This is a genomic window from Paenibacillus sp. P46E (assembly GCF_001909095.1).
Classification (GTDB): domain Bacteria; phylum Bacillota; class Bacilli; order Paenibacillales; family Paenibacillaceae; genus Paenibacillus_AQ; species Paenibacillus_AQ helianthi.
In genome coordinates this window covers 62,787-80,798 of the sequence record NZ_LVYZ01000039.1, presented here as the reverse complement: position 1 = coordinate 80,798, position 18,012 = coordinate 62,787, and the positions used below count along the sequence as shown (strand labels likewise).

At 46.0% G+C, this 18,012-nt stretch carries 4 protein-coding genes; all 4 read left to right on the top strand.

Going from position 1 to position 18,012, the window contains the following annotated elements; all coding sequences use genetic code 11:
• The first annotated feature begins 47 nt into the window (after positions 1-47).
• The 4 genes from A3849_RS13745 to A3849_RS13730 are packed head-to-tail and all read left to right on the top strand — an operon-like array spanning position 48 to position 17,975.
• The gene (locus A3849_RS13745; RefSeq protein ID WP_074111934.1) at positions 48-4,865 is read left to right on the top strand and encodes a type I polyketide synthase; all 4,818 of its coding nucleotides are present in this window, start codon (positions 48-50) and stop codon (positions 4,863-4,865) included.
• Positions 4,866-4,881: 16 nt separating this feature from the next.
• Positions 4,882-9,702: a type I polyketide synthase gene (locus tag A3849_RS13740; RefSeq protein ID WP_074111933.1), complete on the top strand. Its 4,821-nt coding sequence runs from the start codon at positions 4,882-4,884 to the stop codon at positions 9,700-9,702.
• Positions 9,703-9,742: 40 nt separating this feature from the next.
• Positions 9,743-11,284 (top strand): phytoene desaturase family protein, encoded by a 1,542-nt coding sequence (locus tag A3849_RS13735; protein WP_074111932.1) that lies wholly within the window; start codon positions 9,743-9,745, stop codon positions 11,282-11,284.
• A complete protein-coding gene (locus A3849_RS13730) occupies positions 11,277-17,975 on the top strand; it encodes a non-ribosomal peptide synthetase (protein WP_074111931.1) in 6,699 nt (2,232 codons plus the stop codon). Before A3849_RS13735 ends, A3849_RS13730 begins: the two co-directional genes overlap by 8 nt.
• Positions 17,976-18,012 lie beyond the last annotated feature (37 nt).

Here is an 18,012-nt window from a genome sequence, read left to right as displayed (position 1 = left end):
GCTGTCATCGGCAGATTGGATTCCACAATTAATGACGAGGTGGGGAAATGAAAAATGGTTTTATTAGCTTAAAGGATTTGAAGGCCTCGGCTTTCACCGCCAGCACCCTTGAATCTGAAGATAGGCCTCTCCGGGACTCCGAAGTTAAGGCTATATCTGAAAGTGACATTGCCATCATCGGCATGTCCGGTAAGTTCGGTGAGGCCAAGGATCTGAGAGCCTATTGGGATGTACTTATGAAAGGAAAGGAGTGTATCAGGGAAATTCCCCTGCACAGGAAAGAGGACGCTGACAGATATCTGGAATTCAGTGGGGTTAAATCACTCCATGAAGACATTCAGTATACCAGAATTGCTTATTTGGATGAAATCGATAAGTTCGACTACGGTTTTTTTGGAATACTTCCCAATGAGGCAAAGCTGATTGACCCGAGACAGAGACTATTTTTGGAATCCGCCTGGAGTACTTTGGAGGACGCTGGTTATGGCGGGGGGGAATTATGCGGAAGCAAGACAGGGATTTATGTAGGCCTTAGCAGTGACGGCAGCAACGAATATTTCAAGCTGATTGAGCATGGAGACCCGTCATTGATCGGTCTGTCGACTGCAGGCAATATCAAGTCCGTTATCGCTAGCAGATTGGCATATATTTTGGATTTCAAAGGTCCATCCATGATGATTGATACGGCCTGTTCATCATCTCTGGTTGCGCTGCACGTCGCTTGCCAAGCTATAAAAAATAACGAATGTGATGCTGCTCTGGTCGGGGGTGTGAATATCAAGATATTCCCTAAGACGGAAGAGGAAAACAACCTGAACATCGGGATTACATCATCGGACTCAAGTATTAGAACCTTCGATGATCAAGCTGATGGGACTAACAGCGGGGAAGGGGTTGCGGCAGTTCTGATCAAACCGCTGAATAAGGCGATTCAGGATCGTGATCATATTTATGCAGTAATTAAGGGGAGTGCCATCAATCAGGATGGCAGCTCCGTGGGCATTACAGCCCCCAATATGAATGCGCAGGAGAATGTGATTGTAGATGCCTGGAAAGAAGCATGTATTGACCCTCGGACGATTACCTATTGGGAAGCACATGGTACCGGTACTAAATTGGGAGATCCTATAGAGGTTCATGCGATACACCGGGCTTTCAGCCGATTCACAGACCGCAAGCAGTTTTGCGCTATCGGCTCCGTGAAGACTAATATCGGCCATCTGGACAGTCTGGCAGGGCTGGCTGGATTGATCAAAGCGGTTCTGGCCATTCAGTATAAAAAAATCCCGCCCAGCCTGCATTTTAAAGTGCCCAACCGGAATATCCAATTCAGCGGCTCACCGGTATACGTGAACGATCAAATAACCGATTGGAGCGGCAGCAGCGGGGTGTACAGATGTGGGATCAGCAGCTTTGGCCTAAGCGGGACAAATGCCCACGTCGTCCTGGAGGAGCCTCCCGAGCTGGAACAGCGCAAGGAAGAAGTACTGGCCGATCATCTATTTACGGTGTCTGCGAAGACCAAAGAGTCGTTGGAAAAACTAATTCTGAATTATATAGAGTTTCTCGGCAAAGAACAAGAAATCAGAATAAGTGATCTCTGTTATACCGTCAATACCGGAAGACTACCGAATCAATTCAGAATCGCAATGATTGTATCGTCCACTGAAGAATTGATCCGCAAACTGAAGCTACTGGCACGTTCCGGTGTGCGAACAGATAAAGCTGAGGAAATATACTATCAGAAAATGGAACGGAACATTAAATTCATAGGTAAAAGCATGACCGGCAGCGGAGGTTTGGCGGCATCCTCTGAGAAGTCTACAACAGATTTACAGCTATTGTGCGAGGCGTATTGCAATGGAGTAGGTGTGGATTTTGAAAGAATCTACAGCCAGCTCGACAGCAGGAAGGTGAGTTTGCCTACATACCCATTTGAACAAAAAAGATTGTGGGTGGAGCTGCAGGAAACGGGAATATCCGAACCTTCCGCCCCAACCATACACCCGCTTCTGCAGGAACTGGCCGTTAGATCAATGAATTTGGAAGTCTACGTTTCCTATTTGAATGTACAGGATTTTTGGGTGCTGAATGAACATCAAGTCAGTGATGCCTATGTGATTCCGGGTACAACTTACTTGGATATGGCAAGAGAAGTAGGCACGAGGTATTTTGGCGATACATGGGATATTGTCTTGAGCGATGTCAGTTTTTTAAACCTCTTGAAGGTAGAGAAGGACGAAGTCAAAGAAGTTCATACGATTGTAAACATTAAGGATGACACTTTGAAATTCACAGTCACCAGCAGGTCATCTACAGGGAAAGAGTGGATGAAGCATGCTGAGGCCTGGATTGGTAAGAAAGCTAGACAAACGCGTATATCCTATGATATCGGGGCGTTAAAAAGAACCTATGATTCGGTGTATGCCATTCGTCGTAACCAAAGCTGGCCGGTTATTGAGGAGTCCAATTATTCTTCCGTTCAATATGTAGAAGATACCAACCGGCCAGAGAGCATCATTAACGTGGGCGGCCGATGGAAATGCACCAATGCGATCTATAGAGGCCATGAAGGGGTATTATGTGAGCTGGAGATTCAAGCAGAATATGCGGACGATCTGAAACCGTTCTATTTGCACCCGGCCATGATGGATTGTGCGGTGAATGCGGGTACTTTTACGATCGGTAAGGATACCTTCTTGCCTTACTACTACAAAGAATTCAGTATCCTCGGCCCCACACCCAAGAAATTTTACAGTTATATTACTAAGAAGAAAAATGAGAATGATGAGACAGGCAAATTCGATCTCCTGCTTCTGAATGAAGAGGGAGAGGTATTCGGGGAAATTAGCAGTTACATTGTCAAAAAGGTTCATGGTTTCACGCCTCTTGAAAAGCCTGCCGAAAAGGAGTCTATCTATCATAAGCTTGGCTGGGTGCAGAAGGCGGAATACAAACGGCTCCGGCGCAGCGAGACTAATCAGGCTATTCTCATTTTTCACAATCAGGCTAATCTGGCGGAAGAAATGATTGATTCCTTACGGCGTACAGGAAAAACGGTTATTGAAGCCATACCGGGACGGGCCTTTTCCGGACAGGGTGAGCAAAAATATAGTGTTGGCAGCCAGCAAGAAGATTACGATAAGTTGTTCGCTGCAATCGAACCGCGAGAAATCGGTCAAATCATTCATTTGATGACAATTCAAGATCCCATCCAAGGTGATGATCTGCAGCATCTTGAGCATAAGCTGAAGCTTGGGATGGACAGTTTATTTTATTTATCCAAGTCGATAGTGAAGCATACGAATCATCCTATGGAGCTTATATTATTCGCGGATCATGCCCACCGGATTAGTGGTTCAGAGACTGCAGTCCACCCGCATCATGCTGCCTTCTTTGGCATCGGGAAGGTGCTCGGGAAGGAATATTCCAAACTGAATGTAAGGTGCATTGATATTGATGAAGAGATCAGTGCAGCGGAATGTGTCAGCGAGATCAATGCGGAAAAACAAGTGGAGCTAGTGGGTTACAGAGCGGGGAGCCCATATGTTCAGGAACTGCAAAACGTCCATGTACCGGCATTGCCGGATCAGAAAGCGGAGATTAAGAAGGACGGCGTCTATCTCATTACTGGCGGTCTGGGCGGATTGGGAATAGAGGTTGCGCGATATCTCTCTTCCCTGGCGAAGGTTAATCTGATTCTGGTTGGCCGATCCGGCTTGTTCCATTCAGCAGATCCGGCCAGTAAGAATTACAACAAGACAGAAATCATGAATCAAATTAGGGCGAACGGCTCGAATGTGGACTACTATCAAGCGGATGTAGCAGACACACATGAGATGCAAAAGATACTGGCGCATTTGAGGCAGCAGTATACAGGTATTAATGGCATTTTCCATTGCGCGGGCGTTGCAGGAGAGGGCCTTATCTTTAGAAAGGAAAAAGAAACCTTTGACCGCGTGACCAGACCCAAAATCCAGGGGACTTGGATCTTGGATAAGCTGACTGCAGAAGATAAGCTGGACTTTTTTGTAATGTTCTCATCCATCACCTCGTTGAGCGGAAGCTTGGGGCAGGCAGATTACACAGCAGCCAATGCCTACTTGGATTCGTATGTCGAATATAGAAATCTCATCAGGCCTGAACAAAAAACACTCACGATCAATTGGTGCGGCTGGAAAGATATTGGGATGCTGGCTGATTACAGAAACAAGACTAAACAAGAGGGCGGGTTTGAGGAGAATCAGAATGAGCAAGGATTCAAAAATATCGGTACACGCGAGGCGATAGATGCTCTGAATGTGGTCCTGAACAAGGATATCCCGAGGGTGATTATTGGTGAACTGGATGATAAGGTTTTTGGATTATACAAGGATCTGATCACATTCAGCCTTTCGCCAGAGATTGCTGCGAGAATTGGGACAACCCTGCCCAAGGCTCCTGGCCATGTCGTGCTGGCCCCGGTGCAATTGGATTACAGAGATTATAACGTAATCGAGAGCGCCATTGTAAAGGCATGGGTGAAGGTGCTGGGCTTGGAACAAATCAATATAACCGATAAGTTTTATGATTTGGGAGGAGACTCGATATCGGCGATTTATTTAGTCAAGGAAATCGAGAAGGTGTTCCCTTCGCTAATCGATATTTCTGATATATTTACCTATCCGTCTATCAGTGAGATGTCGGAGTATATTCACAGCGCATTGGAAGACCGGAGCGGGCATGCCGCCGGTGCTGTTCAACCGGTGACCAATAAAGAGGATACGGAAGAGGAGGATCTTGACGGTATTTTGAGTAAGCTTGCTTCTGGGGAGCTGGAGGTTAGTGAAGCCAACCAATTACTACATTCCGGTCAAAAACTATAGTGGGAGTGATCATCGAATGAGCGTGGTTCAAACCTATATCTTTGAGCAGGTCAAGCAGCACAAGCTAACACAAGAAGCAGCGAAGCAAATGCTTAAGGAATTGAAAAACGAAGGTCCGAAAAAGGAAGACATTGCGATCATAGGCATCTCGTGCAGGCTGCCCAAAGCAAGCAATACCGGTGAGTATTGGAGCAATCTGATGGGTGGATTGGACTGCAGGGTGGAGTTCCAAAAAGAAATGATCGAGCATATCAAACCCATTGTGAATAACAAAGCTTATGCTGATTTTATGGGAGCCCGGTATGTTTCAGAGGAAGAAGCGGAAGATTGCAAAATGGGCGGATACCTGGAAGACGTGGACAAGTTTGATGCAGAGCTTTTTAATATCTCTCCCAAAGAAGCCAAGGCTATGGACCCGTCCCATAGAGTGCTGCTGGAAACTGTCTGGACAGCCATAGAAGATGCCGGGTATGCGGGCGACAAAATATTTGGCAGCCAAACCTCTCTGTACGTAGGCAAGGATCATGTTAATGATACCTTATACCGCTATATTACTGAGGATGAATCAACAAGTATGACAGGCAACTGGCCAGGATTAATGGCGGGGCGGATTAATTACTTGTTGAATTTGAAAGGAAGCTCCATGGTACTGGACTCCGCGTGCAGTTCGGGCTTGTTAGGCGTACATCTGGCTTGTAATGCTCTGAAGAACAAAGAATGTGAAATGGCTATTGTCAGTGCGATTTCTCTGGGGATCTTCCCGCGGTTCAGTACAGCCCGCAAATCAATGATGGAGTCGCAGGATGATCGGGTGAAGACGTTTGATAAAAATGCCGACGGTACATTTTTCAGTGACGGTGTAGCAGCTGTTATCCTGAAACCACTAAGCAAAGCCCGACAGGATGGAGACAACATCTACGCTGTTATTAAGGGAAGTGCGGTCAATAATGACGGGGCTTCGAACGGATTAACAGCACCGAATGCAGTAGCACAGGAAGAGGTGCTTCTCAAAGCCTGGGAGGATGCTCAAGTTGACCCGGAAACGATTCAATACATTGAAGCACATGGTACAGGAACCAAGCTGGGGGACCCCATAGAGATCAAAGGGCTCACCAATGCGTTCGCTAAACATACGGACAAGGTCCAGTTCTGCGGAATAGGTTCGGTAAAGGCCAACATTGGCCATACGGTTGCCGTCTCAGGTCTGGCTTCGTTAATCAAGGTCGTTCTGTCCATGAAGAATAATGTGATCCCTTCCAGTATTCATTTTAAAGAGCCTAATTCACTGATTAATTTCATCAAATCCCCGGTGTTTGTCACGGAGAAGCCGCTGCAGTGGCCCAAAAGCGTTTTGCCTAGAAGAGCAGGAATCAATTCTTTTGGATTTGTCGGAACGAATGCTCACGTCGTAGTGGAAGAAGCGCCTGCTCAGGCGGAAACCGGCGGGACTTCAGGACCGGAGTATGAAATATTTACAGTATCCGCAAAGACAGAGAAATCTTTGAACCAGTTGATTAACCAGTATGCTGATTTCTTCAGACAGGGAACGGAAACCAATCTGAATAACATATGCTATACCGCCAAAACAGGACGAGGCCATTATGCATACCGTTTAGCGCTGATTGTGAAAAGCTATGAGGAGCTTAAACAGAAAATCACTCAGCTGGCCTCTAGAGGGTTAAGCGATATCTCTGAAAAGGGAGTGTATTATGATTGTCACAAAATTGGATCTGACCGGAAGCAAATCAGAGATCAAGGCGAAATTACGCTGTCGGAACACAGAAAACTAAGCAGCAAGGCCGGCGGCATCCTGGAAGAGATTGCAAGTGATGCGAGTGAGTATCTGATTCTGAATTTGGCGGAAATCTGCAATCTGTATGTGAAAGGGGCCAGAGTGGAATGGAACCTGATGTATCGGAACAATAAAAGAAAAATCGTATCCCTGCCCACGTATCAATTCGATAGAGTGATGTACTGGGGAGAAGTGAAGGATAGAAGATCTGAATTAGAAGTGCCTAAGAAAAACATCAATCATCCGCTGATTGACCAATGCCTGGCAGACTCCATGGATGAAACTATCTATTCCACAACATTTAATGTCAATACACACTGGGTGTTAAGCGACCACAAAATTATGGGTGTCAGCGTAATTCCGGGCACGACCTATTTGGAAATGGGGAGAAAGGCATGCTCCCAGCTGTATCACACGGATTATCTTGAACTAAGGGATGTGTTCTTTTTCACACCGCTCTCGGTAGGGCAAACCGAAGACAAGCAGGTGCATACCATCGTCAAGAAAGAAAAGGGATATGCCCATTTCATTATTGCCAGTCAGGAGCAAGGCGGGTGGATCACACATGCTGAAGGAAAAGCTTACAATCTAATAGATGAATCCAAGGATACGGAACGCTTATTCTTCGACTTGGATGCTGTTCGAAATGACAGCAGTAAAGAAACCATCAAAGTTAAATATGAAGATACCAGCTTGAGCAGCAAGGTATTCTCTTTCGGGCCGCGTTGGCTGAATTTTAAAGAAGTCATCCTTGACCATAATGAGCAATTAGTAGAACTGGAATTAGCCGAGGCCTTCAAAGGAGACCTTGAGGAGCTGATCCTTCACCCTTCACTACTGGATAATGCGGCAAATGTGTTCATTGGAGAAGATGATGACGACAGTACCTTTCTCCCGCTATCCTACAAAAATATAAAGATATACTCCGCTATGCCCCAACATTTCTATGCATATGTACAGAAAAAGTCGGGTAACAAGGAAACTAAGACATGTGATATTCAATTAATCGATATGCAGGGTAAGATTTTTGTGGAAATTAAGGACTATGTACTGAAAAAGGTCAATCATTTGCTAACGCTTTTTAAAGAGAATGATGGTTTGAATGACGCCTTCTATCGTTTGAATTGGGTTCCGTCCGAGGCTAAAGCGGGAAGTCGTAGAGGAAATGAAGGAACGGTACTGGTATTCAAAGACACACAAGGAATATATGAGAATATTGCCGGGCAATTGCAGAATAAAGCAGAGGATACGATTCAGGTTGAGTTCGGAGAATTCTACAAGAAGCTGACCCCCAACCATTATGTGATTCAAGGTACCGAGAATGACTACATCAACCTAATGAATGAAATCAAAGACCGTAATATCCGGCAAATTCTTCATTTATCCTCTATCAGTAGTGAGGCAGCGGTGACTTGTGCGGATTTGGAGGACCAACAGAACAGAAGTTTGCATAGCCTCTTCTATTTAGCCAAAAGCATCAGCAGCAATAAAATAAAAGAGAACATTGATCTGGTCTTAATCTCTGACAATGCAACGGAAGTAACCGGAAAAGAGCAGGGAATCAATCCGCTGGGCGCTGCGCTGTTTGGCCTGGGCACTGTGCTCTCACAGGAGTTTAAGAACATTCAATGCAGAGCGCTTGATGTTGATAGGGAGACTCCGGTAGAGATTATCCGTGAAGAAATTCAACGCATTGAATCCAGGTATCAGATAGCACTCCGAAGCGGGAAGCGATATACCTGTGAGCTGGATCGGCATGAGCCTGAGTACACAGCAGAGCAGGGATTGGATATCAAGGAGCAAGGCGTGTATATCATCACAGGGGGAACGGGCGGCATAGGACTGGAAATCGCTAAATATCTGGCAGGAAAGAGTTCAGTCCATATTGCATTAATTAACCGTTCCAAGCTGCCGGAAGTAGAGTCCTGGGATCAGCTGATTCTTAAGAATCCGGAGGACAAGCTGTCCCGGAAGCTCAAAGCGATAAGAGACATCCGGGAATCGGGTTCCGAAGTGAATTGCTACAGCTGTGAGATTTCCGACTTGGATCAAGTTCATGAAGTGATTCAGGATCTCAAAGGAAAATATGGACGTATCCATGGCATATTCCATTGTGCGGGGGTTGCAGGTGAAGGCTTTACCTTTAGAAAGCCCAAGGAAACATTTAATGAAGTAGTAAATCCCAAAGTTACTGGCACATGGGTATTGGATCAGGCCACAAGGGAAGAGGACCTGGAGTTCTTTATTCTCTTCTCATCGATCAATGCTATCTTTGGCGGCTCAGGGCAAGGGGATTATGCTGCAGCGAATGCCTACATGGACTCCTTCTCCTATTCACGCAATAAAAGAGGAGCGCGTACTTTCGCCATCAATTGGCCGGCGTGGAGTGAAGTGGGAATTGCAGTCGATTATGGAATTACCGAGGAATCATCGGTATTCCACATGTTAACGGTGAATCAGGCACTGACTCTTATGGATGAAATGGTGGCAGGCGGTATGACCCATGTTATTCCGGGAAAGCTGAACCGCCCTCTGCTGGATGCTGTTCAAGACCAACTGCCATTTACTTTATCTGAAGCGGTTAGAAGCAAGCTGAAGGATACGGTAAAAACAAGAACTGAACAAAAGGAAACCCCGAAACTAGAGGCTGCGAGTGATGTAATCCTCAAAGGGAAGGGTGCTGATTACTCTGAAACAGAGAGAAATATCGCACAAATGTACTCCTTGATCCTTGATATGCATGAATTGGATTTGTACGAAAGCTTCAATGCCATGGGAGGCGACTCGATTATGGCGACTCAATTACTTAAGCTGATTGATAAAAAATATCCGGATATTGTTGATATTTCTGACATTTTCACCTATTCGTCGGTAGTTGAGCTGTCGGAATACATTGATCGGGAGCTCAATAGAAATATCCCGCCTGCACCAGTTAAAGAAGAACCGGCTACCGGGCCAATGGAGCAGGAGCTGAGAGATTTAATTGAGAATCTGCAAAAAGGCGCTATCAATATCCAGGATGGTTTGAAAATTCTCGAAGACTAAAGGGTTGAAGAATCATATAACTTTTTGAAAAGGAGAAAAAATGGACAATCATACAACCATTATAATTGGCGCGGGTATCGCAGGAATGGCAGCCGGATGTTATTTGCAGATGAACGGATATAACACAATGATCATGGAGGCTGGGGCTTTGCCTGGAGGCCTATGCACCGGATGGAAGCGGAAAGGTTATTATTTTGACGGATGCTTAAGCTGGCTGGTCGGTTCCGGCCCGAACAATACTTTTCATAAATTCTGGAGTGAATTAAATGTGATCCAGAACATGGAGTTTGTCAACGATGAGGAATTTGCAGTAATTAATTTCAAGGACGGAACAAAATTCACGCTGTATGCGGATGTGGACAAGCTGGAACAGGAGTTCCTAAGAGTTGCACCCGAAGATGCAGCGATGATAAAGGTGCTGACGGATGCGATCAAAGTAATCTCTAACGTTGATTTGAGAATCGACAAGGCGCCTGAGTTGTTTGATCTTTCCGACTTTCAGGCTTTCAAAGCCAAAGCCGGTGAATATATGGAAGTGATGAAAAAATGGGGCAGCGTGACGATTGAAGAATTTGCCCAGCAATTTAAGAGTGAGTTTGTGAGAACGAATTACCGGAAAATATTCTGGTTTAATGTCGATACGGCGGTTGCTTATTTCATGGCTACTATGGGCTGGGTCAACGCCAAGGCATCGGGCTACCCGGTGGACAGCTCTTTGCAGCTCTCAAAGATCATTGAGCAAAGATATATGGGACTTGGCGGTAAAATCCAATATCATTCCAAGGTCTCGCGTATTTTGGTTGAAGAAGATAAAGTGATAGGCATTGAAATGGAGAATGGGAGAATCTATCACGCAGATCTGGTGATTTCAGCCGCTGATGGCTACAGCACCATTTTTGAAATGCTGGAGGGGAAATATGCAGATGATGATCTGAAGTATTGCTATGAGAACTTCAATACCAAAGCTGCTCAAATATATGTGGGGCTGGGAATATCCCGGACATTTGAAGATTTGCCCCATTATATGAGCCTGGAGCTGGAGCAGCCGCTGCGTTCGAATGGGGATTCCAAGGCGGATAATATGTTCGTGAAAATATTCAATAAACACCCTGGCTTCGCTCCAAAAGGCAAAACCAGCATTGTGGTCTATGCGAAGACTCCAACGGGATATTGGGAGAACCTGAAAGAAACCGATCCCCGTCAATACGAGGAGCAAAAAAAAGCAGTGGCCGATGAGATCATTGACCTGCTGGAAGAGCGGCTTGGAAGAATTAAAGAGAATATTGAGGTAGTGGATGTTTCTACGCCTCATACCATTAAGCGTTATACGAATAACAGGAATGGCAGCTGGATGGGGTGGGAAAAGCAGATGGATAACATTATGCAGGAGAAAAAACTGAAACGCTCCCTGCCAGGACTGGCGAACTTCTATATGATAGGGCATTGGACTCAAGTAGGTGGAGGATTGCCGAGTGTAGTGCTTCAGGCCCGGAATTTGGTGCAGGTTCTTTGTAAAGAAAATGGACAGACCTTTTCCACGACGATTGGAGAGTCTTCGCCCGGGGTGAGCAGTCGTGGATGATACCTCTATCATCAAAAAGTATATCCTCGAGCAGGTCAAAACTCAGAGCATGGACAGCGAGATGGCGCTGAGGATGTTGAAGGAATTCACACGGAAAGAGAAGAAGGGCAGCAATGAAATTGCGATTATCGGGATTTCCTGCAAATTCTCCAATGCTGATAACACACGGGAGTATTGGAGCAATATTGTGAATTCGGTAGGTTGCATCCGAGACCTGCCACAGGTCAGAAAAAATGATCTGGATCCGTTGATGAACTATGCTGAGAAGGATGCCTACTTCCAAGCCGGTTTTTTAGAGGAGATCGATAAGTTTGATGCGGCGTTTTTTAGAATCTCGCCGCGGGAAGCGATGCTCATGGACCCGAAGCAGCGTTTGTTCCTGGAGACTGTATATCATGCCATTGAGGATTCGGGATATGCCGGTCAGAAAATATACGGGTCTGACACAGGGATGTATGTAGGCCATGACCACAGCGGCGATTTGAAAATATCCTATGCATCCTTAATCAAGGATGCGGATATGATTGCGATGACAGGCACCTACCCGGGAATTCTTGCGAGCAGAACCTCTTACATTTTTAATCTCAAAGGTCCCAGTCTTGTTGTGGATACGGCGTGCTCTTCAGGATTGGTTTCCGTACATCTTGCCTGTAAAGCCCTCATGAATGAAGAGTGCAGTATGGCCATCGCCGGAGGGGTGAACCTGTTTCTCCTGCCGCAAAAAACGGGAATGATGAGTGAAATTGAAGCAGGCAACGGTCAAATAAGCATCTTTGATAAAAATGCGAGAGGCACAATGTGGGGTGAAGGCATATCTGCCCTCGTATTAAAGCCACTGAACCGGGCCGTTGAAGACGGTGATCACATATACGCTGTAATTAAAGGAAGTGCCACCAACAATGATGGGGCTTCTAATGGGATTACGGCTCCGAATGCGGAGGCCCAGGAGGAAGTGATTGTAAGAGCCTGGGAAAATGCCAAAATTGACCCGGAAACCATTGCCTATATCGAAACACACGGCACCGGAACGATTCTGGGCGACCCCATCGAGATTAAGGGGATTGCCAATGCTTTTAAAAAGTATACGACCAGGAAGCAGTTTTGCGGCATCGGTTCAGTGAAACCCAATATTGGACATACAGTGGCGGCTTCAGGTATAGCTTCCCTAATAAAAACGGTCATGGCGATTAAGGAAGGGGTGATTCCCCCAAGTATAAATTTCCATGAGCCTAGTCCGCTGATTAATTTCAGCAATTCTCCTGTCTATGTGAGTGACCGGGCAAGAGCCTGGGATCGCGGTACTCAGCCCAGAAGAGCAGGTGTTAGTTCATTTGGCTTCAGCGGAACTAATTGCCATCTTGTTTTGGAAGAAGCGCCGGCTAGGACGGAGCAAGCAGATTCTACACAGCCTACCGAAGTGTTGACACTGTCTGCGAAGAATAAAAAGGCGCTTCAGGAGTTAGTCGCACGCTATGTACAGTTTATGGATGAGGACGGCAGCTTCGATTTACCCAGCCTTTGTTACACAGCAAATACCGGCAGAAAGCACTGTGAGTATAGAATATGCCTGAAGGTTAAGGGCAAGGCAGAGCTGAAGCGGGAAATCAACAAGCTCCACCATACTCAGATCAACCTTGGAAACCTAAAAAAACTTTCGTACACCGAAGACCGTGAACTGAAAAACAGTGCCCGTCAAAAAGTAGAGGACTACAAGAGAAGCGGCAAAACAGATACAGACATCTTAAATGAAATTTGCAGCCTGTATGAAAAAGGGGCTGAGGTCGACTGGGAGAGCTTATACGAAGGGGAAAAGAGGAGAAGGATCAGTATCCCGGTCTACCCGTTTCTAAAGGAAAGGCACTGGGTGAACACTCCAAAAAGAGAAGCGGCAGGTCCGAACGAAGGGGTACAAGAAAATGCATGGCAAAATAGCCTTGAGGCTGCAGCTGCAGGGGTTCAGCTTGAAGGCAGAGACGGCAACACATATTCAGAAGTGGAGATTAGTGTCGGGCAGGTGTGGGGAGCAGTCCTGGGTATGAACCCGATGCATATAACGGCAGACTTTTATGAAATCGGCGGAGATTCAATCATTGCCATCGAAATTGTGAATACCCTTAATACCATCATGGACCTTGGCTTGCAGGTGCCGGATTTATTCGAGCATTCAAATATCGAAAGGCTGGCTGCTTATATCGAAGGCCAGGTTGACACGAATAAGGATACGCGCGGGAATTCGGCCATACCTCAAATTACAGCTGCGGAACACTATGAAGTGTCTTCTTCGCAAAAGAGGATTTATATCCTCAACCAGTTAAACACCCGGAGTACATCCTATAATATTCCGTTCTTTGTAATGATGGAAGGCCAGCTGGATGAGGAACGTCTCAAACGTTCATTCGAAGCGCTGATTCAACGACATGAGGTGCTGAGAACGTCCTTTAGCTTTGTGAATAAGGAACTTGTGCAAACCGTTGATGATCATGTTCATCTGGCTATTGAAAAATACCGTGCAGACGATGAAACGGATCTGGAGAAAATCACTCAGCGGTTTATCCGGCCGTTTGACCTGAGTAAAGCTCCGCTGATACGGGTTGGACTGGTTGAGGTTCACAGCAACAAGCATCTTTTGATGCTTGATGTGCAACATATTATCGCTGACGGGTCTTCTATCCCTTTGTTACAGAAAGAATTCATCTATTTATATGAGAATAACCCGCTGCCGGAATTGCACATCCAGTTTAAAGATTTTGCAAAATGGCAAAATGATTTATTTAAAACGGACTTCATGAATAAACAAAAGAAATATTGGTTGGATGCCTTTTCCGGAGAACTGCCCACTCTCAATTTGCCGATTGATTATCCGAGGGACAGTGATCAAGGGGATCAAGGAGAGCGGTTTTCTTTCTATGCCGGCCAGGAGCTAACGCAACGATTAAGTGAATATGGCTCCAAAGAAAAGACTACCCTGTTCATGACCTTACTGGCTGTTTTCAATGTATTTCTGTTCAAACATACGGGACAAGAGGATATCATTGTGGGCTCGCCTATTGCCGGCCGGAAACACAAGGAACTGGAACAGATGATAGGAATGTTCGTCAATACGCTTGCTCTCAGAAACCGCCCTCTGGCTCAAATGACGTTCAAGGAGTTCCTTGCCGAGGTGAAGGAGAATGCGCTGCAAGCATATGAGCATCAGGACTACCCGTTTGAAGAGCTCGTGGATCACTTGAACATGGACCGGAATTTAAGCAGAACAGCTCTGTTCAGTGTTATGTTTGTTCTTCAATTGATGGATAATCCGACCTTTGAAGTCAACGGCATGCACTATGCTCCTTATCCTTATCATAATAAAACAGCAAAATTTGATCTTGTGCTGCAGGTATTTCCGGGTCAGGATGAGATCAAATTTGAATTCACTTATGCAACCAAACTATTCAAACGAAGCACGATAGAAAGCTTTGCCAAACGTTTCCTGCGGATACTCGACCGCGTTGTTGCCGAGGAGCATGTACTTATTGGAAAGATGGATGTAATGGATAGGGATGAGCTGCAGGAAATAAAAAATTACAGTCAGGCGGGGCTGCCGGATGCGCATATCCCCAAGACGATAGTAGAAATGTTCGAGGCGCAGGCCAGACGAATTCCGGATCATTTGGCAGTAACCGCGTTCGACCGCTCCTTAACGTACCGTGAATTGAATGAACGGGCCAATCAGCTGGCCAGAGTGCTTATCAGAAATGGTGCCTGCAAAGACACAGTTGTAAGTATCATCGCTGAACGCAGTACAAATTTTGCGGTGGGCATTATGGGCGTTCTGAAGTCCGGCGCAGCCTACTTGCCTATTGATCCTGCTTATCCCCCGGAAAGAAAACGGTTTATGCTGGAAGACAGTGGAGCCAGCATTGTCCTTACCGACGCGGTTCATCGCGAGGGTCTACAGCATGGAATCAGGGAAATCTGTCTTGAGGAGGTGGAGGGCAGTTCCGAGGAGCAGGGAGATCTTGAGGTTAGAGCATCGGCGGATAGTCTGGCTTATGTAATCTATACTTCGGGCTCGACCGGAAATCCCAAGGGAGTAATGATTGAGCACCGAAGCGTTACGAACCTTACAGAAGCGCTCCACGAAAAAATCTACAGCATGCATGGTCCGTACCTGAATGTGGCACTGCTCGCGCCATTTGTGTTCGATGCATCTGTGAAGCAGATATTCTCTGCATTTCTGCTTGGACATCACTTGAATATTGTGCCTGGGGATGTACGTCTGGATGTAATTCAGCTAGCTGAGTATTACAAACAGAATATGATTGATATATCGGATGGGACACCGGCGTACCTCCGGTTGTTGGCAGAGACGTCCCAGTGTGCCCGGACCGGTGTTTCGCATTTCATTATCGGCGGAGAGGCGCTTTCCATTAAAGAAGTGAAGCGGTTCTATACCCATTTTGCCGATCATAAGCCGCCCTATATAACTAATGTTTATGGGCCTACGGAATGTTGTGTGGATGCTACAGCCTTCACCATTAAGCCGGAGGAGATCGCGCAGATTCAGGAAATATCGATTGGGGCACCTATAAAAAACTGTTCGGTATATATTCTTGATGAGCAAAGACAAATGTTACCCCGGGGAGTTCTTGGTGAGCTGTATATCGGCGGACAAGGAGTCGGAAGAGGATACTGCAACAATAAGGCATTAACTAACAGCAGATTTGTTAAGGATATTTATAATCCGGGAAAGTATATGTACAAAACCGGAGATATGGGGAAATGGACGGAGGACGGCCTGATTCATTTTGCAGGAAGAGCTGACCATCAAGTGAAAATTAGAGGCTTCCGAATTGAACTGGATGAAATCAAGCACAGACTGCTTTCCTGTGATGGAGTGCAAGAGGCTGTCGTTCTTGTTAAAAAGGATCATCGGCAAGAGCCTTATCTTTGTGCGTATGTTGTGTGCAGGGATGAACAGGTCCTTCCCGGCCTTAGCGAATATCTTGGGGAATACCTGCCTGATTATATGATTCCCCCGGTAATCATGCCGGTGGATCAGATTCCTATGACTGTCAACGGCAAGGTCGATACCTTACGATTGCCGGACCCTCGGGAGACGAGTAATCATTCCACGGGTGACAGTACTCCCAGAAACCGTATCGAAGAGATATTAAGCACGATTTGGTCCGAGGTGCTGGAACTTCGGCGAATAGGAATCCACGATAATTTTTTTGCGTCCGGCGGAGATTCCATCAAGGCGATTCAAGCGGCAACAAGGATGGAAAAGTACAACTTAAGGCTGGAGGTGAAGCATCTATTCCAGTACCAAACCATCGGAGAGGTTTCCAAAAAGGTACAGGACCGGGCAGGTCAGGCCGATTACGGGGTAGTGACAGGCGAAGCGGGGCTTGTGCCAATCCAAAGCTGGATGGTGGAACATTGCCAAGACACCCTGCAGCATAGAAATCTGTCCTTTGTGCTTTATAGGGAGACTGGCTTTGGTGAAGAACATGTCCGGAAGATCTTTACTGAAATTATTCAGCATCATGATGCTCTCCGTATGGTATTCAGAGATCAAGGCCGGCACAAGATACAGCTGAACCGGGGACTGGAAGGGGAGTTGTTTGACTTCTGCCTGATAGATTTGGTGGATTCCCCCTCTTTTACCGAGGATGCAAAAGCTGCAATGAATCAAGTACAGGCCAGTATGGATCTGGAAAAAGGTCCACTGGTCAAGCTAGCCTTGATTAAGGCCCGAGAGGGTGAACATCTGTTAATCGTCATCCATCAGATGATCATAGATCACGTGTCTTGGAGAATTATACTGGAGGATTTCAACACAGCCTATACCCAATTACTCAATCATGAGAATTTCGGTCTGCCTCCCAAGACAGCATCATTTCTGCAGTGGTCCAACCATCTGTATGAATATGCGGACAGTACAGAACTGCTCTGTGAGCAGCCGTATTGGGATCAGGTAGAGAGCATAAATGTTTCACCACTGCCTACTGACTATCATGCGGACGAAGTCAGAGTGAGAGACAATCAAACCCTGTACCAAGCATTCGACCGCATGGAGACGGAACAAGTCATGTCATCCATTCGAAGCAACCCGCAGTTCACAACGGAAAGCATAATGTTGACGGCTCTGGCATTAACGATCCAAGCATGGACGGGGAAAGCAGAGGTTGTGGTTAACTTAGGCAGTCATGGCCGTGATATGAATATTAAGGGTATTGATATTTTTAGGACAGTAGGCAGATTCTCAACTCTCTATCCTGTGGCCTTGCAATTACCGGAGAGCAGAAATATTGATTTAAGCCTGGCGTATGTCCAGGAGTACCTGAGCAATATCCCCAAGCAAGGGGGAGGGCACGGAATCTTGAAGTATTTGAGCAGTCATCAGGAGGGGATGCGCTTCCGGTTGAACCCCGAGCTGTCATTTAACTATATGGGGCAATTTGATGCCGAGTTCAATACAACGATCTTCAAGATCTCCCCATTGTCAGGTGGTGAGGATAGAAGCGGCGAAGAGATCTGGAACTATAAACTGAAGTTCATCAGCTTCATAAGAATGAACCAACTGAATATTGGTATTGAATATAACCAGCAGCAATATGCCGAGGAAACAGTGAATGCTCTGCTACATCAATACATGGAATACTTAAGAAAAGCAGCAGAAATCTCAGAAGCGATTAAAGTATAATATCAATCCCCAAAACCCAACAAATGGAGGCTAATAC

What these genes read in the sequence shown, in the direction of transcription:
- A3849_RS13740 (WP_074111933.1), top strand. Translation starts at nt 4,882, where the DNA reads ATGAGCGTGGTTCAAACCTATATCTTTGAGCAGGTCAAGCAGCACAAG.
- A3849_RS13735 (WP_074111932.1), top strand. Translation starts at nt 9,743, where the DNA reads ATGGACAATCATACAACCATTATAATTGGCGCGGGTATCGCAGGAATG.
- A3849_RS13745 (WP_074111934.1), top strand. Translation starts at nt 48, where the DNA reads ATGAAAAATGGTTTTATTAGCTTAAAGGATTTGAAGGCCTCGGCTTTC.